Below are 20,597 nucleotides of genomic sequence, written 5' to 3'. Positions count from 1 at the left end.
TCAGCCGAAGGCGGCGAGGTTGCGGGTGACCCAGTCGCGGAAGGGGCGTGGGGCGTGACCGGTGACCCGTTCCACGTCCGGGCTGATCCGCAGCTCGGCGGGGTTCGGGGCGCCGATGATGTCCAGCGTGTCGTCGGCGAGCTCCGCCGGTACGAACCGGGTCATCGCGGCTTTGGCCTCGTCTCGGGTGAGCTCCTGGAACCGCACCGGAGAGCCGAGCGCGGCCGCGATGACCGCTGCCTGCTCGCGCGGCGTGATCACCTCGGGGCCGGTCAGTTCGTAGACCCCGCCGGAGTGCCGGTCGTCCAGCAGGCAGGCGGCCGCGACCTCGGCGATGTCCGCCGGATCGACGACCGGCACCCCGACATCCCCGAAGGGTGCGGCGACCGTCCCTCCCGTACGTACGGACTCGGCCCAGGCCAGCGCGTTGGAGGCGAAACCGCCCGGCCGCAGGACCGCCCAGTCCAGGCCCGACTCCCGCAACGAGTCCTCAAGTGCGCGCATCGCGACCCGCGTCGGGCCGTGCGGCCTGGTCGACACGCCCTGCGAGGACAGCAGGACGACCCGGCGAACTCCCTTGGCCACGGCGAGTTCGATGATGTCGGCCGGCCTCGCCTCGGGGGCGTGCAGGTCGCCGGAGAGCAGAAGGAACAGCGCCTTCGCCCCGTCCAACGCGGGGGCGAGGCCCGCCGGTTCGGCCAGATCGGCCGCCACGTGCCGAACCCCGTCCGGCGTCGACGCCGAGGCCTGCGCCGCGTGCCGCGACACCGCCGTCACCTGCTCGCCCGCCTCGGCAAGGGCCTGCGTCAAAGGCCGTCCCACATTCCCGGTGGCTCCGGTTACCACGATCATCGTCAGCTCCAAATCTGTTGTTCGCCAAGGCAATTGACGCTAGGAGCCGGACTTACTTTCCGTAAGAACATACCCAGAGGTAAGCTCAAGACATGGGGGAAAGCGTGCAGTTGACACAGGGTGGGCCGGACGCTCGGTATGAGGTGTTTCACACCGACTGCCCGGCGCGCGACATGGTCGACCACGTGACGAGCCGGTGGGGCATCTGGGTCCGGATCTCCTTGCGGAGCAACGACCTTCGGTTCTACGAGCTGCGCGACAGCATCCAGGGTGTCAGCGAGAAGATGCTCGCCCAGACCCTGCGCGCGCTGGTCAAGGACGGCCTGGTCTGGCGGAAGGTCGAACCGACGACCCCGCCCCAAGTCACCTACGGACTGACCGAGTTCGGCCGGGACCTCGGCGAGCCGCTGACGGACCTGTTCGCCCGGATCACGCGACGCCTTCCGCCCCGCGACGACCGATAGTCGAAACGCGGGATTCCACAAGCGGCGCGACGGATTCCGTTACACCCTTTGTATGCAAGGAAGTTGGAAAGCTCGGTTCGTCGCTCGTGCGACGTATTTCCGGGAGGTCTCAACTCGGAAAAGACCGATACCCAAACCTGCATTCGATCTTGCCCCCCTCACAGTGAGTGGACTATACCTGTCGCCACCGCCCCGGCCGTGCGTCCTGCCGGGCGGGTATCACCCACTCTCGGTACAGGCCTTTTCCGACATCGCTCAGCTGATCACCATCGGTGCCCCTGAGGGCACCGAGACCAGGACGCGCTCACAGAGAAGTGCGGCAAGCGCATGGCCAATCTGGCCCGGCAGCCGAACATGCAGCAAACCGTCAGAGATCCAATCGATCAGTTCAGTGAGGATGCAGAGATGACCATTCGTGCCGGCTCTCTTGACAGGCGGACGCTCCTGCGCGGGGCGATCGCGACCGCGGCCATGGGTTCGTTCGCCGTTGCGTGTGGCTCCCCCTCCAGCGACGACAGCAACGACGGTCCGAAGAACAAGGGCAGCGAAAAGAACCCGTTCGGTGTCGCCAAGAACTCCAAGGTCGACGCGGCCATCTTCGACGGCGGCTACGGCACCGACTACGTCGACTACGTCAACAAGGTCATCGGATCCCAGATCGCCGGAGTCAAGGTCGACGTCAAGCCGGTCGTCGACATCGCCCCGGAGCTCCAGCCCCGGTTCGTCGGGGGCAACCCGCCGGACCTCATCGACAACTCCGGTGAGGACCAGATCGGCTTCCTCGGCATCCTCGACCAGCTCGAGGAGCTCGACGACGTCTTCGAGGCCAAGAACTACGAGGGCAAGAAGATCGCCGACACGGTCTACCCCAACGTCAAGGAGCCCGGCACGTACAACGGCAAGTTCGTCGGCCTCAACTACGTGATGACGGTGTACGGCGTCTGGTACTCGAAGACGCTGTTCGAGGCGAACGGCTGGACCCCGCCGAAGACCTGGGACGAAGCGCTCGACCTCGGCCAGAAGGCGAAGAAGAAGGGCAAGTACCTCTTCGTCTTCGGCAAGGAAGCCGCGACCTACTACCAGACGATGCTCATCAACGGCGCGGTCAAGGAGGGCGGCGACGAGGTCCGGCTCTCCCTCGAAAAGCTGGAGAAGGACTCCTGGTCGCAGCCAGCCATCCAGGACATCCTCAAGGTCATGGAGACCATGGTCAAGGAGAAGATGTTCGTCCCCGGCGGCTCCGGCACCCAGTTCCAGAAGGCGCAGGCGCACTGGAGCAACGACCAGAAGGCGCTCCTCTACCCGAGCGGTGGCTGGATCGAGAACGAGATGGCTAAGGCCACCAAGAAGGACTTCCAGATGACCGGCATCCCGGAGATGACGGTCACCAGCAGCCCGAAGATGCCCTACGAGTCGATTCGCGCGGAGGCGGGCGAGCCGTTCATCGTTCCCAAGAAGGGCAAGAACGTGGCCGGCGGCAAGGAGACGCTGCGGGCGATGCTGTCCAAGGAGGCGGCCGCCAACTTCTCCAAGACGAAGAAGGCCCCGACCATCGTCAAGGGCACCGTGCCCGCCGACGGCTACGGATCGTCGGCGCTGGTCTCGCAGACGAAGATGCTCGAAGCCGCGGGCACGAACATCTTCAACATCCAGTTCATCTTCGCCTACGGGATGAACACCGACATGCTGGTGCCGTGGAACTCCTTCCTCTCCGGTGACCTCGACCGCAAGGGCCTGACCTCGGCTCTGCAGAAGATCTCCGACAAGATCCGGGAAGACGACTCCGTCAAGAAGCTCGAGGTCAAGTAGCACCGCCATGAGTGACACGACCACCAATCCCAAAACCGCGAGCCGCCGGCCCGAGCCGGCCGCTCGCGGGGGGCGTCCCCGGCGCCGCAAGCTCACCTTCGACCGGGTGACGTTCTTCCTCGCGTTCCTCGGCGTCCCGTTGGCCGTCTTCGTGCTCTTCGTCCTGTACCCGTTCGCCCAGGCGATCTTCTGGGCGATGACCGACTGGCGCGGCTTCAGCCCGGACTTCAACTTCATCGGGCTCGACAACTTCACCAAGATGTTCGAGGACGACATCTTCCTGAAGGCGCTGCGCAATGTCGCGTTGCTGGCGGCCGTCGTGCCCTTCGTGACGTTGACGCTAGCCCTGGGGGTCGCGGTGGCTGTCACCCTCGGCGGGCCCAGCATCGGCCCCGTCCGGGGGATCCGGGGCGCGTCGTTCTACCGGATCGTCTCGTTCTTCCCGTACGTCGTGCCGGCGATCATCGTCGGCCTGATCTGGGCGCAGATGTACGACCCGAACGCCGGTCTGCTCAACGGTGTCCTCACCAAACTCGGTCTGGACTTCGAGGAGTTCTCCTGGCTGGGCGAGCAGGCGACCGCGATGCCGTCGCTGATGTTCGTCTTCGTCTGGGGGCTCGTCGGGTTCTACGCGGTGCTCTTCATCGCCGCGATCAAGGGAGTCCCCGCCGAGCTGTACGAGGCGGCCAGGATCGACGGGGCCGGCCGGTTCCGGATGACGCTCGCGGTCACCCTGCCGGCGATCCGGGACAGCGTGCAGACGGCGTACATCTACCTCGGCATCGCCGCGCTGGACGCGTTCGTCTACGTACAGGCGCTGTTGCCGGGCGGTGGGCCGAACAACTCGACCCTCACGATCAGCCAGGACCTGTTCAACACCGCGTTCCGGAAGGGGCAGTTCGGCTACGCCACCGCGATGGGGGTCGTCCTCGCCGTGGTCACCCTGGTGTTCGCGGCGCTGGTGTTCCTCGTCAACCGCCTGACCGGCGGTGGCGAGAACGAGGGCAAGAAGAAGGCGCCAGGGTTGAAGGCTCGGCGTGCTGGAGCCAAGGGAGGTGCTCAGTGAGCGCCATAGCCGCCGACCGGAAGCAGGCGAGCGACCGCAAGCCGGCGCGGGACCGGAAGCTGACGCGCGCCGTCGTGAGCAGCGACCGCAGGTTCGCGGCGCTCTCGCACGGCTTGCTGATCCTGTGGTCCGTGATCGTGATCGTGCCCATGCTGTGGGTGCTGGTGTCGTCCTTCAAGTCGACCAGCGAGATCCTTTCCTCGCCGTTCACGCTGCCGGATCACTGGAGGATCGAGAACTACGAGCACGCATGGACCGACGCGAACATCGGGAAGTTCTTCCTGAACTCCGTGATCGTCGTGGTCTGCGCGCTGTTCCTGGTGATGCTGCTGGGCGCGATGTGCGCCTACATCCTCGCCCGGTTCGAATTCCCCGGACGCCGGGTGATCTACTACGTGATGCTCGCCGGGCTGACCTTCCCGGTCTTCCTGGCGATCGTGCCGCTCTTCTTCCAGCTCCAGAACTTCGGGCTGCTGAACACGCGGCCGGGACTGATCCTCACCTACGTCGCGTTCGCGCTGCCGTTCACGATGTTCTTCCTCTACGCGTTCTTCCGGTCACTGCCGCATGACGTGTACGAGGCCGCGCAGATCGACGGCGCGGGGGAATGGCGGGCTTTCTTCCAGGTGATGCTGCCGATGGCCCGCCCCGGCATGGCAGCGGTGGCGATCTTCAACTTCCTGGGTCTGTGGAACCAGTTCCTGCTGCCGGTGGCGCTCAACACCGACCAGGACAAGTGGGTGCTGACCCAGGGGATGGCCGCCTACGCGTCCTCGCAGGTCTACGACATCGACTACGGCGCGCTGTTCGCGGCGATCGTGATCACGGTGGTGCCTGTACTGGTCGTATACATCATCTTCCAGCGCCGGATCGCCGGTTCGGTGTCGCAGGGCACCTTCCGCTGACGTTCTTCCGTCGCGCAACAGGGGTCGGGCCCCGGAGGGACAACTCTCCGGGGCCCGAACCGTGCGTACGCGCGCGTACGGCGGAGGAAACCGATTTTCGTCAAGGGCTTGACGCCGGAGACACCTTCAGCGGACTTTGGAGTTCATAACTTGTACAAGGTCTGGTCACGTACGGTGACGTGGGCCAAGGGACTAAGGGTGGGTCAATGGAGACTCCGGGGTCGCAGTCCTCGCTGCACCGGGCCAATCTCGAGCGGGTCGTACGTGCCGTACGTCTTGCCGGATCGCTCACGCAGGCCGAGATCGCGAGGACGACAGGCCTGTCCGCCGCGACGGTCTCCAATATCGTCCGGGAGCTCAAGGACGGCGGAACGGTCGAGGTCACGCCCACATCGGCCGGCGGCCGCAGGGCCCGCAGCGTCTCGCTGAGCGGCGACGCGGGCATCGTGATCGGCGTCGACTTCGGCCACACCCACCTGCGCGTGGCCGTCGGCAACCTCGCCCACCAGGTGCTCGCGGAGGAGTCCGAGCCGCTCGACGTGGACGCCTCCGCCGCGCAGGGCTTCGACCGGGCGGAAGAGCTGGTCGAGCGCCTCATCGTGGCCACCGGCGTGGACCGCGCGAAGGTCGCCGGTGTCGGGCTCGGCGTACCGGGCCCGATCGACGTGGAGAGCGGCACGCTCGGCTCCACCTCGATCCTGCCGGGCTGGTCCGGCACCAAGCCCGCCGAGGAGCTCGCCCGCCGCCTCGGCGTGCCGGTGCACGTCGACAACGACGCCAACCTCGGCGCCCTCGGCGAGCTGGTGTGGGGCAGCGGCCGGGGCGTGAAGGACCTCGCGTACATCAAGGTGGCCAGCGGTGTCGGTGCGGGCCTCGTGATCAGCGGGAAGATCTACCGGGGCCCCGGCGGCACGGCGGGGGAGATCGGGCACATCACGCTCGACGAGTCGGGGCCCGTGTGCCGCTGCGGCAACCGCGGCTGCCTGGAGACCTTCACCGCCGCCCGCTACGTGCTCCCGCTGCTCCAGTCCAGCCACGGCACCGACCTCACGATGGAGCGGGTCGTGCGGCTCGCGCGCGACGGGGACCCGGGCTGCCGCCGCGTCGTCGCGGACGTGGGCCGGCACATCGGCTCCGGCGTCGCGAATCTCTGCAATCTGCTCAACCCCAGCCGGGTCGTCCTCGGCGGCGATCTGGCGGAGGCCGGAGAGCTGGTCCTGGGGCCCATCAGGGAGTCCGTGGGGCGCTATGCGATCCCCAGCGCCGGACGCCAACTCTCGGTCCTCCCAGGGGCCTTGGGGGGCCGCGCGGAGGTGCTCGGGGCGCTGGCCCTGGCCCTGAGCGAGATGGGCGATTCGATGCTTTTGGACGGGTCCGGTGCGGGTGCTGTGTCCGCAGCTACACCTGCCTTCACTTAGAGAACGCATGACACCGTTGCCAACCCGTTAAGGATTTACTCCTTGACGCTGCGGTTGCGGCCGAGTTGACTTCCAGCCACCTCGGCCGCAACGACGCGGCCTCGTCAGGGAGGTTTCTGAAGTGAACACGCGTATGCGTCGTGCCGCCGTTGCATTCTGTGCCACCGCCATGGCCGCGTCCCTCGCCGCCTGTGGCAGCGCCAAGGAGTCCGGTGGTGAGGGCGACAAGTCCACCGCCAAGAACACCGACGCGCTGAAGATAGGCCTGCTCCTTCCGGAGAACCAGACCGCGCGTTACGAGAAGTTCGACAAGCCCATCATCGAGCAGCAGGTCAAGAAGCTGACGAATGGCAAGGGCAAGGTCCAGTACCTCAACGCCAAGCAGGACGCGTCCGTCCAGTCGCAGCAGATCGACACGATGATCACCAACAAGGTGGACGTGCTGATCCTCGACTCGGTCGACTCCAAGGCCGTCGCCGGCGGTGTGAAGAAGGCGAAGGACGCCGACATCCCCGTCGTCGCCTACGACCGTCTGGCCGAGGGCCCGATCTCCGCCTACACCTCCTTCGACAACCAGGAGGTCGGCAAGGAGCAGGGCAAGGCCCTGCTGAAGGCCCTGGGCGACAAGGCCAAGCCGAGCAACGAGATCGTCATGATGAACGGCGCGGCCACCGACCCGAACGCCGGTGACTTCAAGAAGGGCGCCCACTCCGTCCTCGACGGCAAGGTGAAGGTCGCCAAGGAGTACGACACCAAGGAGTGGAAGCCGGAGAACGCCAACCAGAACATGGAAGGCGCGATCTCCGCCATCGGCAAGGACAAGATCGTCGGCGTGTACTCCGCCAACGACGGCCTCGCCGGCGGCATCATCACCGCGCTCAAGGGCGCGGGCGTCTCGAAGCTTCCCCCGGTCACCGGCCAGGACGCCGAACTCGCGGGCGTGCAGCGGATCGTGACCGGCGACCAGTACATGTCGGTCTTCAAGTCCTACCCGCAGGAGGCCGAGACCGTCGCCAAGATGGCCGTCTCGATCGCCAAGACGGGCAAGCTCGACAGCTCGCTGCAGACCACCAAGGTCGACAGCGGCACCGAGAAGGGCATCCCCTCCGTGATCGTCCCGATCGTCTCCCTGACGCAGGACAACATCAAGGACACGGTCATCAAGGAGGGTTACTACACGGTCGGCGAGATCTGCACGGCCAAGTACAAGAAGGCCTGCGACAAGATCGGCCTGAAGTAACCCGGTAGGTACACCCGGGAGCTCGCAGCAGCTCCCGCCTCGGCCCTGACGGGCCCCTGATGCACGTCCGGCGCCCCGCCGCCAACAGCCCCGCAAAGCTCAACGGCCGGGCGCCGGACGGAACACCAACACCCCCCTCATTCTTCTGAGTTCAACCTCCCGCCGGGTATCAGACCTTTGGCGGTGAAGGAGATGGTTCACGTGTCCGCTACGCCCGTGCTGGCGTTGCGCGGGGTCTCCAAGCGATTCGGTGCCGTGCAGGCGCTCACCGACGTAGAGCTTGAAGTCCACGCCGGTGAGGTGGTCGCCCTGGTCGGCGACAACGGTGCCGGAAAGTCCACCCTGGTCAAGACGATCGCCGGCGTGCACCCCATCGATGACGGTGTCATCGAGTGGGACGGCAAGGCCGTCGCGGTCAACCGGCCGCACGATGCCCAGGACCTGGGCATCGCGACCGTCTATCAGGACCTCTCGCTGTGCGACAACATCGATGTCGTCGGCAACCTGTTCCTGGGCCGCGAGATCAAGAAGCGCGGCATCCTCGACGAGGTCGAGATGGAGCGCCGCTCCCTGGAGCTGCTCGAGACCCTGTCGATCCGGATACCCAGCGTGCGGATCCCGATCGCCTCGCTCTCCGGCGGTCAGCGCCAGGTCGTCGCCATCGCCCGCTCCATGCTCGGCGAGCCCAAGCTGGTGATCCTCGACGAGCCGACCGCCGCCCTCGGTGTCGAGCAGACCGCGCAGGTCCTCGACCTCGTCGAGCGGCTTCGCGAGCGCGGCCACGCGGTCATCCTCATCAGCCACAACATGGCCGATGTGAAGGCCGTCGCGGACAAGGTCGCGGTGCTGCGGCTCGGCCGCAACAACGGCGTGTTCGACGTCAAGAGCACGTCCCAGGAAGAGATCATCTCCGCCATCACCGGCGCCACGGACAACGCCGTGACCCGTCGTGCGGCACGCGCGAACGTGGAGGCTCAGAAGTGAGCGTCAACAAGCCCGAAGTGAGCGTCACCAAGGCCGACAGGCCCGAGGCCGCCGTGGACGCGCCGGGAGTGGCCGCCGGCGCCGCCGTGACCGCCGTCGACCCCCGCCTCCTCGTGCGCGAGCAGGGCTTCGCCGGCTACCTCGGCGAGTTCAAGCGCAAGATCAAGGGCGGCGACCTCGGGGCCATCCCCGTCGTCATCGGCCTGATCGTCATCTGCGCGATCTTCCAGAGCCTGAACTCCGCGTTCCTGGGCGCCGAGAACATCAACAACATCCTCGTCGCGATGGTCGCCACCGGCATGATGTCGGTCGGCATCATCTTCGTGCTGATGCTCGGCGAGATCGACCTGTCGGTCGGCTCCGTCTCCGGTGTCTCCTCGGCGATCACCGCGGTGCTGAGCGTCACGCACGGCGTGAACGAGTGGCTCGCCGTCCTGGTCTCGCTCGCCGCGGGCGCGCTCATCGGCGCCCTGCACGGCTTCTTCTTCGCCCGGCTCGGCGCTCCCGCCTTCGCCGTCACGCTGGCGGGCCTGCTGTTCTGGAACGGCTTCATGCTCCAGGTGCTGGGCTCCAACGGCACCATCAACATCGACGGCGACGGCGTGGTAGGCAAGCTCACCACGTACTACTTCTCGGACGTCGCCGCCGCCTACGGCCTCGCCGTCATCGCGGTCCTCGGCTACTTCGTGCCGACCTTCCTCGGCAACCGGCGTCGCGAGGCCGCGGGCATCCCGTCCCGGCCGCTCAGCGACATCGTGCTGCGTACGGTGCTGATCGCGGTCGCCGTCTTCGCGGTCGCGGTCGTCTTCAACCAGTACAAGGGGCTGCCGCTCGCGGTGCTGCTGTTCGGCATCGTCCTCGTCGGCACCGACTTCCTGCTGCGCCGCACCTCGTACGGCCGCAAGGTCAACGCGCTCGGCGGCAGCGTCGAGGCCTCCCGGCGTGCCGGTATCAACGTCACGGCGATCCGGATCTCGGTGTTCTCCATCGCGGGCCTGTTCGCGGCGGTCGGCGGCCTCTTCTGGGCCTCCAAGATCGCGGCGGCCAACCAGAGCGCCGGCGCCGGCGACCTCCTGATGAACGTCATCGCCGCGGCCGTCATCGGCGGCACCAGCCTCTTCGGTGGCCGGGGCCGCACCTGGAACGCGCTGCTCGGTGTGCTGGTGATCACGTCGATCCAGTACGGCCTCGCCCTGGAGGGCATCGCCACCCCGATCCAGTACATGATCACCGGCGGCGTGCTCCTCGCCACGGTCGTCATCGACTCGGTCACCCGTAAGACCCAGAAGACCGCAGGCCGCGCCTGACAGCTGCCGCGGGCCTTCTGGCCTCGATCGACTGTGCCCGGTGTCAATGGTGACGCCGGGCGCAGTCACGTGTACGCCCTGCGTGCGGGGCGTGCCGCTGGTTCTGTTTCGTGACGAGGGCGTGACGAGGAACGCACGGCCCGCACGCCGCCGCGAGTGGCGGAACATTAGAATCGACAGGCCCGGCAAGCTCGACAGCTCAACCAGCTACTCACAGCTCAACGCAAGGAGGCACGGGTGCCGCTGCTGACCCGCATCACGGGACCGCGCGATCTGGACCGGCTCAGCCTGGAGCAGCTGGACCAGCTGGCAGGCGAGATCCGGACCTTCCTCGTCGACGCGGTCTCCAAGACCGGCGGCCACCTCGGCCCGAACCTGGGCGTCGTCGAGCTGACGATCGCCCTGCACCGCGTCTTCGAGTCCCCCCAGGACAAGGTCCTGTGGGACACCGGCCACCAGTCCTACGTGCACAAGCTGCTCACCGGCCGCAAGGACTTCTCCAAGCTGAAGATGAAGGGCGGCCTCTCCGGCTACCCCTCGCAGGCCGAGTCCGAGCACGACGTGATCGAGAACAGCCACGCCTCCACCGTCCTCGGCTGGGCCGACGGCCTGGCGAAGGCGAACGAGATCCAGGAGCGCGACGACCACGTCGTCGCGGTCATCGGCGACGGCGCCCTCACCGGCGGCATGGCCTGGGAGGCGCTGAACAACATCGCCGCCGCCAAGGACCGCCCCCTCGTCATCGTCGTCAACGACAACGAGCGCTCGTACGCGCCCACCATCGGCGGCCTCGCGAACCACCTCGCGACCCTGCGCACCACGGACGGCTACGAGCGCTTCCTGGCCCGCGGCAAGGACCTCCTGGAGCGCACCCCGGTCGTCGGCCGCCCCCTGTACGAGACGCTGCACGGCGCCAAGAAGGGCCTCAAGGACTTCATCGCCCCGCAGGGCATGTTCGAGGACCTGGGCCTCAAGTACGTCGGCCCGATCGACGGCCACGACATCGAGGCCCTCGAATCGGCCCTCACCCGCGCCAAGCGCTTCGGCGGCCCGGTCATCGTGCACTGCCTCACCGAGAAGGGCCGCGGTTACAAGCCCGCCCTCCAGGACGAGGCCGACCGCTTCCACGGCATCGGCCCCATCCACCCCGACACCGGCCTCCCGATCAAGGCCTCCGGCGCCGACTGGACGTCCGTCTTCGGCGACGAGATGGCCAAGCTCGGCCGCGAGCGCGAGGACATCGTGGCGATCACCGCCGCGATGCTCCAGCCGGTCGGCCTGAAGAAGTTCGCCGACGAGTTCCCCGAGCGGGTCTACGACGTCGGCATCGCCGAGCAGCACGCGGCGACCAGCGCGGCGGGCCTCGCCCAGGGCGGCCTGCACCCGGTCTTCGCGGTCTACGCGACATTCCTCAACCGCGCCTTCGACCAGCTCCTCATGGACGTCGCCCTGCACAAGTGCGGGGTCACCTTCGTCCTGGACCGGGCCGGCATCACCGGCACCGACGGCGCCTCGCACAACGGCATGTGGGACATGTCCCTCCTCCAGGTCGTCCCCGGCGTCCGCATCGCCGCGCCGCGCGACGCCGACCAGGTTCGCGCCCAGCTGCGCGAGGCGGTCCAGGTCGACGACGCGCCCACCGTCGTCCGCTACTCCAAGGGCGCGGTCGGCCCGGCCGTCGAGGCGGTCGGCAAGGTCGGCGGCATGGACGTGCTCCGGGAGCCCGGCAGCGACCGGCCCGACGTCCTCCTGGTCTCGGTCGGCGCCCTCGCCCCCATGTGCCTGGAGATCGCCGACCTCCTCGACAAGCAGGGCATCACGACGACCGTCGTCGACCCCCGCTGGGTCAAGCCGGTCGACGAGGCGATGGCTCCGCTGGCGGAGCGCCACCGGGTCGTGGTCACGGTCGAGGACAACTCCCGCGTGGGCGGCGTCGGTTCGTCCATCGCCCAGGCCCTGCGCGACGCGGGCGTCGACGTCCCGCTGCGCGACTTCGGCATCCCGCCGCGCTTCCTGGAGCACGCCTCCCGCAAGGAGATCATGGCGGAGATCGGCCTCACGGCCCCCGACATCGCCCGCCAGGTCACGGGCCTCGTCTCCAAGCTGGACGGCCGTTACGAGGAGTCGACCTCGGCGACGGTGGAGCCGGCGCGCGACTAGGGGCGTTTAAGCCCCCGCGCCTCAATCGCCGGCGGGGCTTGATTGGTCCCCCAGAAGGGGGCCCGTGAGGCCCCATTCGCATGAATCCGGGTGACTCACCCACCCGCCGGAGGTAACTCGTCTCGATCATGTCGGGGACGACGAAGCCTACGGAGGTAGCCGGTGAGCACCCAGCCAGACACGGGCCCGGGACGGAGCCGCAACGGCCTGTTCAGGACCAAGTCCATCGAGCAGTCCATCCAGGACACCGAGGAGCCCGAGCACCAGCTCAAGAAGACCCTCTCCGCCCTCGACCTCACCGTCTTCGGCGTCGGCGTCGTCATCGGCTCAGGCATCTTCGTCATCACCGGCACCGCCGCCACGGACTACGCGGGCCCGGCGGTCACCATCTCCTTCGTCGTCGCCGCCGTGGTCTGCGCCCTCGCCGCGCTCTGCTACGCGGAGTTCGCCTCGACGGTCCCGGTCGCCGGATCCGCGTACACCTTCGCCTTCGCCTCGCTCGGCGAGTTCCCGGCGTGGATCATCGGCTGGGACCTGATCCTCGAACTCGCCCTCGGCTGCGCGACCGTCTCGGTCGGCTGGTCGGGCTACGTACAGTCGCTCCTCGACAGCTGGGGCATCCCACTGCCGGCGGCCCTCCAGGGACCCGGCTCGGGCCACGACGGCTTCAGCTTCAACATCGCCGCGTTCCTGCTGGTCGTCGCCGTGATGACGGTCGTCGTCGTCGGCATGAAGCTGTCGGCGTGGGTGACATCGGTGGTCGTGGCCATCAAGGTCACGGTCGTCCTGATCGTGATCGCGGTCGGCGCCTTCTTCATCAAGTCCAGCAACTACACCCCGTACATCCCGCCCGCCCAGGACAACAAGGGCGGCTCGGGGCTGAGCGCCACGCTCCTCGAAGGAATCGCCGGCTTCACGCCCTCCAGCTTCGGCGTGATGGGCATCTTCACCGCCGCGGCCGTCGTCTTCTTCGCGTTCATCGGCTTCGACGTCGTGGCGACCGCCGCGGAGGAGACCCGCAACCCGCAGAAGGACGTCCCCCGCGGCATCCTCGGCTCCCTCGCGATCTGCACGGTCCTGTACGTGGCCGTGGCCGCCGTCGTCACCGGCATGCAGAACTACAAGGACCTGGACCCGGGCGCCCCGCTCGCGGAGGCGTTCAAGTCGGTCGGTCACCCGTTCTGGGCGGGCCTGATCTCCTTCGGCGCGGTCATCGGCCTGACGACCGTCTGCATGATCCTGCTCCTCGGCCAGAGCCGCGTCTTCTTCGCGATGAGCCGCGACGGACTGCTGCCGCCGGTCTTCAGCGCCGTCCACCCCAAGTTCCGCACGCCGTACCGCTCGACGATCATCCTGGGCCTTCTGACGGCCCTGGTGGCGGGCTTCATCTCCCTCGAAGAACTCTCCAAACTGGTCAACATCGGCACCCTGTTCGCGTTCGTCGTGGTGGCGCTGGGCGTGTTGATCCTCCGCCGCACCCGCCCCGACCTCCCGCGCGCCTTCAAGGCCCCGTGGGTCCCGGTCCTGCCGATCGCCTCGGTGGCGTGCTCGGTGTGGCTGATGCTCAACCTGTCGGTGGAGACGTGGCTGCGGTTCGCGGTGTGGATGGTGGTGGGCGTGGTGATCTACTTCGTCTACGGCCGCCGCCACAGCCGCGCGGCCCGGGGCAACACCCAGTAATCGCCGGCGGTTCGCCCCGCCCCCGTATGTCCTTCGCAAAGAGAACATATGGGGGCGGATAGTTTGGCGCCATGCTCACCGAGGTGCCCACGCCGCGACTGTACGTATCCGAGGACCGCGGCGGCACCTCGGTACGCAGACGCACTCGCCGCTACTGGCCCCGCCTGATCCTCGCTCTGACGGCCCTCGCCTACGCCACCCGCATCCCGTCCTTCACCCGCCCGCTCTGGAACCCGGACGAGGGCTATCTGGCCGTCCAGGCAAGGATGTTGGCGCACGGCGGCACGCTCTACGAGACGGTCGTCGACCGCAAGCCCCCACTCGTCCCCTGGCTCTACGAAGCGGTGTTCGCGCTCTTCGGCTCGGACTCGCTCACGCCGGTGCGGGTGTGCGCGGTGGCGGCGCACGTGGTGACGGCGGTGTTCCTGGCATCACTGGCCCGCCGCCGCTGGGGCGACACGGCGGGTCGCACGGCAGGAACTCTCTGCCTCCTCCTCTCCATCGGCCTGAACCCGGAGGACACGCAGGCCGCGACCTTCGAGGTCTTCATGCTGCCGTGGACCGCGGCGGCGCTGTGGTGCGCGGACCGCCGCAGGTGGGGCTGGTGCGGACTGGCGATCGCGGGGGCGTTCCTGTCGAAGCAGACCGGGGGAGCGGTGCTGGTGCCGGTGGTATGGATGCTGTGGCGGGCGGGCTGTCCACGAAGTGCCGTACTGCGATGCGGTGTTGGGGTACTCGCCCCGATCGCGGCCACGGCCCTCGCCACGACCCCCACCGGCTTCGTCTTCTGGACGGTGACGGGCTCGGGCGCGTACGCCTCGATCAGCGGCTCCGAACTCCACGTCCTCCTAAGGGGCTTGACGAACGCGGCGATCCTGTCGGTGGCGTGCGCGGGGGTGCTGCCGCCGATCGCGCGGGTGCTGAGGATCGCGCGGACGGGGTGCGGGGAGCTGTGGTTGTGGTTCGCGTCATCGGCCGCGGCGGTGATCTTCGGCTTCCACTTCTTCGGCCACTACTACCTCCAACTGGTGCCGCCCCTGGCCCTGTTGGGAACGCTGGCGCTGCACATTCTCCCCCGCGAACACCTGAGGCGCTCCCTGCTCGCCTCCGCGTGCTGCGGCGCCCTCTTCCTGTCCTGGGGCCTGCTCGCCCCACGCCCCGAACTGGCCCACGCGCAGCGGTTGGCGTCGGCGGTCGAGGAGCGCACGGGCCCGGACGACCGGGTCCTGATCTGGGGCATGCACCCGGAAACGTACTGGCTCGCGAACCGCCGACCGGCCAGCCGCTTCCTGACGGCGGGCCTGCTGACGAACTTCAGCGGGGGCCGGGACGGAGGCGGGGTGGGCGAGCGCTTCGCGGTGCCGGGCAGCTGGGCCACGTTCCGCTCGGAGATCCGGGCCCGGCCACCGGCGGTGATCGTCGACGACTCGCGGGGCGGGCCGTACGGGCCGGGGCGGGTGCCGTCCCTGCGGCGCGTTCTCGGGGCGTACCGGGAGGTGGCCCGGGTGGACGGGGCGGTGGTGTACGAACGCGCCCACCCGGGCCGGGGTGCCGTGTGATCGGCGCCGCTCAGCCGCCCTTCGCCGGGGACCTCTTCGCCGACTCGGGGATCTCGCGGTCGCCGCGGATCGCCTTCCACAGGGTGTCGGCCTGCGGCTGGGCGGCCACGACCCGGTTGGGGTCCACCTTGTCGTACGCGACCGGAAGCATGATCGTCTCCATGCTCGCCGGGTCGACGCCGCGCATGCTCCGCCCGAACGTGGCGAGCTTGGTGAGCGAGGCGAGCCCGTCGTCGGTCGTGAGCGACGTGGTGAGGCCGTCCGCGATCTTGTACGTCTTCGTGGGGCTGCCCAACAGGTCCTGCTGCTTGATCTCGCTCAACAGGGCGATCATGAACTGCTGTTGCAGCCCGATGCGCCCGAGGTCGGAGCCGTCACCCACCCCGTGCCGGGTCCGGACGAACGCCAGCGCCTGCGTGCCGTCCAGCTTGTGCGTCCCCGCTTCGAGGTCGAGCCCGCTGGACTTGTCGTGGATGGCCTTGTCGACGGTGACGTTCACCCCGCCGATGGCGTCGACGAGCCCCTTGAACCCGGCGAAGTCGATCTCCACGAAGTGGTCCATGCGCACGCCCGACATCGCCTCGACGGTCTTCACGACACAGGCCGGACCGGCGAGCGAATACACGGAGTTGAACATGACGCGATCCGCGGAAGGCGTCTTCGTACCGTCCGCCTTGGTGCACCCGGGCCGGGTGACGAGGGTGTCGCGCGGAATGCTCACGGCGGTCGCGCGGGAGCGGCCCTCGGGAATGTGCAGCACCATCGCGGTGTCGGACCGGGCCCCGGCGACCTTGCCGGTGCCGAGCGAGGCGTTGGCGCCGGCGCGCGAATCGGACCCGAGCACCAGGATGTTCTGCCCCGACGTCGGCAGCTTCTCGGGCCGGTCGCCCCCGATCGCCTTGTCGAGGTCGACGCCGTCGATGTTGCCGTTGAGGCTGCTGTAGAGCCAGTAGCCGGTGCCGCCGGCGGCGAGGACGAGGACGAGGAGGGTCCACAGAATGACCCGTCGCACCCGCCTGCCGCGGGTCTTCGCCTTCTTCGGTTTGCGGCGATCACGCGGTGCGGGCGCCGCGCCGCGGCGCGGGGTGGTGGAGGCGTGGCTCATCGTGCCGAGTCCTTGTAAGTCGTGCCCGTGGGGCGGATGTTCGGTGTGGAGGACTCGGGTGGGGGGAGAGCCGGTCCGCGGTGTGGCTGGGGGCTGACGCAGCACTATAGACGTGAATTCAACCGAAAGTGGGAGTCGTGTGGCCACATCATGGTCAAGTTCCGAAGTTTGAGTGAAGGAATAGTATGCGCGCATGACATGGTTGATCACTGGTGGTGCGGGGTTCATCGGGGCGCACGTGGTCCGCGCCATGGAGGGGGCCGGTGAGCAGGTCGTTGTCTACGACGACCTGTCGACGGGGGACGTTTCTCGGGTCCCCGACGACGTGCCGTTCGTCAAGGCCTCCACCTTGGACGGGGATTCGCTGCGCCGGACTCTCGACGAGTATCAGGTGACCGGTGTGGTCCACCTCGCCGCGAAGAAGCAGGTCGCCGAGTCCGTCGCGCGCCCGCTGTACTACTACGAGGAAAACGTGCATGGCCTGCGGACTCTGCTGAGGGCGTCCGCCGATCACGGCGTGCGCGCCTTCCTCTTCTCGTCGTCCGCGGCCGTGTACGGCATGCCCGACGTGACACTCGTCACGGAGGACACTCCCTGTGCGCCCATCAATCCGTACGGCGAGACCAAATTGGCCGGGGAGTGGATGGTCCGGGCCACGGCACGCGCCCACGGGATGGCCACGGCCTCGTTGCGCTACTTCAACGTGGCGGGCGCCGCCGACGTACAGCTCGCCGACACCGGCGTGTTCAACCTGATCCCGATGGTCTTCGAGAAGCTCACGCAGGGCGAGGCGCCGGTGATCTTCGGCGACGACTACGCCACGGAGGACGGCACCTGCGTACGGGACTTCATCCACGTCGTCGACATCGCATCGGCACACCTGGCCGCCGCCCGCGCCCTGGCCGCCCGCGCCCCCGGCACGGACCTGACGGTGAACATCGGCCGCGGAGAAGGCGTTTCCGTACGGCAGATGATCGAGCTGATCGGCGAGGTGACCGGATACGGCCCCGACGCCCGGCCGGTGAGCGCCCCACGCCGCCCGGGCGACCCGGCCCGCGTCGTGGCCGCGGCCGACCGCATCCACACCGAACTGGGCTGGAGCGCACGGCACGACGCGCGCTCCATGGTGGCGTCGGCGTGGGAGGGCTGGTGCGCTCGGCATCCGCAGGCGAGGAGGTGACGCGGGCCGTGAGTGACGCCCTGGTGCGCGAGACGGAGCACCGGGTGGTCGTCGACGTCGCCGCGGACTCCCCGCAGCAGCACGACTTCCGTTCCGGACCGTCTCTGCTGACCGGGCACGACGGCCGCCTCCTCGTCTTCGGCCACGTCGAGGGCGCCGTGCTGCGCTGGACGGAGCGCCGCGCCGGCGGACCGGAGTGGACCGGGCCGGACGTGCTTCCGATGAAGGGGCTGACCCACCTGGCCGTCTTCCAGGGACGCAACCGGTATGCGCAACTCGTCGGCCGACGGGTGCGTGCCTCGGACCAGGTGCCGGTGGTGGACCTCGTCTACGCGATCCAGTACCAGGCGGGCCGCCCGCTCAGCGAGTGGCGCTCCCTCGGTAACCCGCACGCGAAGCGGGAGCGCACAGCGCAGCTAGGTGAGCCCGCGGGAGTCGTCGACACCTCCGGCACCTTGCACGTCCTGGCGCCCACGGCCGAGGGGCGCCTCGCGCTGCGCCGCGAGGACCCGCAGGGCCGGTGGGAGCCGTGGCGCGACCTGGGCGTGGCCGCTTGCACCGGGGTGCCGGCCGCGGGAACCCCGTCGAACGGGTCCGTCGAGATCCTTGCGCCTGCTCGTGGCAGCGCCCTGATGTGGTGTCAGCAGGAGCCGGGCGGGGCGTTCCAGCGGGCGGCGGACCTCCCGGTGGTGCCGCTGCCCGGGTCCGCCACCGCGCTGGAGACCTCGCCCGGCCGCACGACGTACTACTTGACCGATGCGCGCACCGGCGCGGTCATGGCTGTCCGTGCGGGCGAGTGGCCGATCCAGCTCGACGGGACACTGCCGGGAGACGGCAGGCACGCCGCCGTAGCCGCCACGGTCGACGGCTACGCGTGCACGGTGCTCGCCCACCGTGGCGTGCACGGCCGGCTCGTCCTGGGTGTGTGCGTGGCCGAGCAGGAACGTTCCGGGGTCTGGTGGACGGACACGGGCATGGCGACTCTTGGCGACCCGGCCCTCGCCCTCGACGCGCACGGGCGGGTCACGGTGCTGGCCGTGCCCCTGGACGGAGCGCCGGCCGTCGCCCGCCAGGAGGCCGGGCAGGGCCTCAATCTCGGCGCATGGAACCGGATATGACCACGGTGGGCCAGGCCCCTGCGAGGAGGAACGGCGCAGCATGACGCGAAGGTCGGAGCGCGGAACCACAGGCACCCGGCCCGGGCAGGCGCCGTCCGCCCGTGCCCGAGGCGTGGCCCTCGTGGCCGCGGAGCCCGTCGACGCGGTGCCGCTCGTCGCACTCCAGGAGCCCGGTTCGGGGATCGCTGTCGTCTGCCTGCGGCCAGGCGCCCGCGACGGGCGTTCGGCGCTCGACCGCGCGCTCGCCGAGGCGGCCGGACGCGGTTGCGCCGATCTGCAGGCTGGGCCCCGGATCCTCGGTGTGGCGGGGGCTGAGGCGGTGGCCGTACTGGCCGATGTGCTGGAGGAATTGGGCGTCGATCGAGTACACACGCTCGACCCCGACCCGGCCCGCGCCACGTTCGAAGAGCCCAGTGGCAGGCCCGTGCACGACGTGCCGCCCCGGCAGGCGGAAGCCGCCGCGGTGGCGCTCGCAGCGGCCCGCACGCTGCAGGAGCGGACCGGTGCCCCCGTGACCGTCGACTGCCTTCGATCGGGGGCCGACACGACGCTCGGCGCCATCGCGTGCCGCAGGTACCCCGAGGCGGTCAACTGGCTGACGGCGGGGATCGACGGCCGGCTCACCGCCTTCGCCGTGACCGCGGCCGGTGTCGCGCGCTGGTGTCAGGATCTGCCCGACGCGGACACCTGGCGAGGACCCGAGCTGCTGGAAGGGGCCGCTCTCGCTCCCGGCCTGAGGGTCGTGCTTGATCCGTACGGCTTTCCGCACCTGTTCGGGCTGCGCCGCACCACGCGGGACGACGGAGGCGTCGACGTCGAGGTCGTGCACTCCGTGCAGCACCGCACCGGCCGTCCGCCGACGCCGTGGCATTCGTTGGGCGGTCCCAACGCTGCCGATGCGGCGAAGGGGCGCGAAGTCGGCTTCCCCGCCGCCGTGTTCGACGCAACGGGCGATCTCTACGTCTTCGTACGCAACTTCGGGCACAGCATCAGCTACCGACGCCAGGGTGCGGACGGCGTCTGGTCCGCGTGGCAGCACCTGGGTGGGACCCGGGTCGCCGACGACCTTGCCGCCGTGCCGTCCCCGCACGGCGGCGTCGAGGTCTTCGCACGCGCCAGGGACACGGCCGCCGTCGTCCGCTGGTACCAGGGGCAGACGGGCGCCTTCACGGAGGATCGCACCGTGCCGTTCGCCGCGGTGCCGGGCACGCTGATGCCCGCCGCCGAACCGGGCGGGGTGCTCTTCCGGGAACTGCGGACCCAGGCGGCATCGGTCTGGCGGGCGGGGGCGCAGGCGCCGTGCCCGCTCGGCGACGACGTTGGCTTCGGGCCCTTGTTCACGGTGGCCGGGGTGCCGCTCGACGGCTGGCGGTACACGCTGCTCGCCCGTGCCGGGGGGCGCGGAAGCTGCGCGGTGGGCATCCACCCCGAGGGCCGGCCGGGCGCGGGTGTGTGGTGGCAGGAGCTGGGGGCGCCGGGGTCGGATGGTGCGGTGCCCGCCGCAGCTGTGGACAGGGCCGGGCGGCTGACCCTCGCGACCCGCACCGCGGACGGCGTTCTGCTGCTCGCGCGGCGCACGCAACGGCGCGACAGGCTCGCCTTTGACTCCTGGCAACGGGCAATGGTTGTACGGAAAAGCATGTGAGGAACGTCGCGAAAAAGTGAACAAGAAGTGATGTTCGTGTGAAGGCGAGTCTTGTTAATGTTCTGGCCGCTCAGTTAAGGATTCTGTGAGTTTTTAGAACCATAT

The 20,597-nt window shown here is 68.9% G+C and carries 16 protein-coding genes; 14 read left to right on the top strand and 2 right to left on the bottom strand.

Annotated features, from left to right (window positions below; all coding sequences use genetic code 11):
- Window positions 1-852 carry an SDR family oxidoreductase gene (locus tag ACOKM3_RS12315; protein ID WP_426899851.1) on the bottom strand — a complete coding sequence of 284 codons (852 nt, stop codon included), beginning with the start codon at window positions 850-852 and terminating at the stop codon, window positions 1-3.
- 92 nt (window positions 853-944) lie between these two features.
- Here ACOKM3_RS12315 and ACOKM3_RS12310 point away from each other — a divergent pair, with 92 nt between their 5' ends.
- The 11 genes from ACOKM3_RS12310 (at window position 945) to ACOKM3_RS12260 (ending at window position 15,444) form a co-directional block, all read left to right on the top strand.
- Window positions 945-1,316, top strand: a complete 372-nt coding sequence (locus ACOKM3_RS12310) for a winged helix-turn-helix transcriptional regulator (protein ID WP_426899849.1) — start codon at window positions 945-947, stop codon at window positions 1,314-1,316.
- A 405-nt stretch (window positions 1,317-1,721) separates the two neighbouring features.
- Window positions 1,722-3,125, top strand: coding sequence for an N-acetylglucosamine/diacetylchitobiose ABC transporter substrate-binding protein (gene ngcE, locus ACOKM3_RS12305; protein WP_426899847.1), 1,404 nt, complete (start codon window positions 1,722-1,724; stop codon window positions 3,123-3,125).
- 7 nt (window positions 3,126-3,132) lie between these two features.
- Window positions 3,133-4,191, top strand: coding sequence for a carbohydrate ABC transporter permease (locus tag ACOKM3_RS12300; RefSeq protein WP_426899845.1), 1,059 nt, complete (start codon window positions 3,133-3,135; stop codon window positions 4,189-4,191).
- On the top strand, window positions 4,188-5,096 hold the full coding sequence (locus ACOKM3_RS12295; RefSeq protein ID WP_426899843.1) for a carbohydrate ABC transporter permease: 909 nt from the start codon (window positions 4,188-4,190) through the stop codon (window positions 5,094-5,096). Before ACOKM3_RS12300 ends, ACOKM3_RS12295 begins: the two co-directional genes overlap by 4 nt.
- Before the next feature lie 206 nt (window positions 5,097-5,302).
- Window positions 5,303-6,514, top strand: coding sequence for an ROK family transcriptional regulator (locus ACOKM3_RS12290; protein ID WP_426899841.1), 1,212 nt, complete (start codon window positions 5,303-5,305; stop codon window positions 6,512-6,514).
- A gap of 121 nt (window positions 6,515-6,635) precedes the next feature.
- The gene (locus ACOKM3_RS12285; RefSeq protein WP_426899839.1) at window positions 6,636-7,754 is read left to right on the top strand and encodes an ABC transporter substrate-binding protein; all 1,119 of its coding nucleotides are present in this window, start codon (window positions 6,636-6,638) and stop codon (window positions 7,752-7,754) included.
- A 192-nt stretch (window positions 7,755-7,946) separates the two neighbouring features.
- A complete protein-coding gene (locus ACOKM3_RS12280) occupies window positions 7,947-8,738 on the top strand; it encodes an ATP-binding cassette domain-containing protein (protein ID WP_426899837.1) in 792 nt (263 codons plus the stop codon).
- A gap of 17 nt (window positions 8,739-8,755) precedes the next feature.
- Window positions 8,756-10,045: a sugar ABC transporter permease gene (locus ACOKM3_RS12275; protein WP_426906774.1), complete on the top strand. Its 1,290-nt coding sequence runs from the start codon at window positions 8,756-8,758 to the stop codon at window positions 10,043-10,045.
- A 237-nt stretch (window positions 10,046-10,282) separates the two neighbouring features.
- Window positions 10,283-12,205 (top strand): 1-deoxy-D-xylulose-5-phosphate synthase, encoded by a 1,923-nt coding sequence (gene dxs / locus ACOKM3_RS12270; RefSeq protein WP_426899836.1) that lies wholly within the window; start codon window positions 10,283-10,285, stop codon window positions 12,203-12,205.
- A gap of 162 nt (window positions 12,206-12,367) precedes the next feature.
- Window positions 12,368-13,885 (top strand): amino acid permease, encoded by a 1,518-nt coding sequence (locus ACOKM3_RS12265; RefSeq protein ID WP_426899835.1) that lies wholly within the window; start codon window positions 12,368-12,370, stop codon window positions 13,883-13,885.
- Window positions 13,886-13,956: 71 nt separating this feature from the next.
- A complete protein-coding gene (locus ACOKM3_RS12260) occupies window positions 13,957-15,444 on the top strand; it encodes an ArnT family glycosyltransferase (protein WP_426899833.1) in 1,488 nt (495 codons plus the stop codon).
- A gap of 10 nt (window positions 15,445-15,454) precedes the next feature.
- Here the strand turns inward: ACOKM3_RS12260 and ACOKM3_RS12255 are convergent, their stop codons facing one another.
- Window positions 15,455-16,549 (bottom strand): LCP family protein, encoded by a 1,095-nt coding sequence (locus ACOKM3_RS12255; RefSeq protein WP_426899831.1) that lies wholly within the window; start codon window positions 16,547-16,549, stop codon window positions 15,455-15,457.
- Between the two features lie 193 nt (window positions 16,550-16,742).
- Here ACOKM3_RS12255 and galE point away from each other — a divergent pair, with 193 nt between their 5' ends.
- Genes galE through ACOKM3_RS12240 form a run of 3 tightly spaced genes read left to right on the top strand, consistent with a single transcriptional unit; the run spans window position 16,743 to window position 20,492 of the window.
- Window positions 16,743-17,729, top strand: a complete 987-nt coding sequence (galE, locus tag ACOKM3_RS12250) for a UDP-glucose 4-epimerase GalE (RefSeq protein WP_426899829.1) — start codon at window positions 16,743-16,745, stop codon at window positions 17,727-17,729.
- Between the two features lie 8 nt (window positions 17,730-17,737).
- Entirely contained in the window at window positions 17,738-18,847 is a 1,110-nt protein-coding gene (locus ACOKM3_RS12245) for a PLL family lectin (RefSeq protein WP_426899827.1), read from the top strand.
- 40 nt (window positions 18,848-18,887) lie between these two features.
- Window positions 18,888-20,492, top strand: coding sequence for a PLL family lectin (locus ACOKM3_RS12240; protein ID WP_426899825.1), 1,605 nt, complete (start codon window positions 18,888-18,890; stop codon window positions 20,490-20,492).
- Window positions 20,493-20,597 lie beyond the last annotated feature (105 nt).

It is taken from the genome of Streptomyces nidicola, from assembly GCF_050106155.1.
Lineage (GTDB): Bacteria > Actinomycetota > Actinomycetes > Streptomycetales > Streptomycetaceae > Streptomyces.
This window is presented reverse-complemented; position numbering and strand designations above follow the sequence as displayed.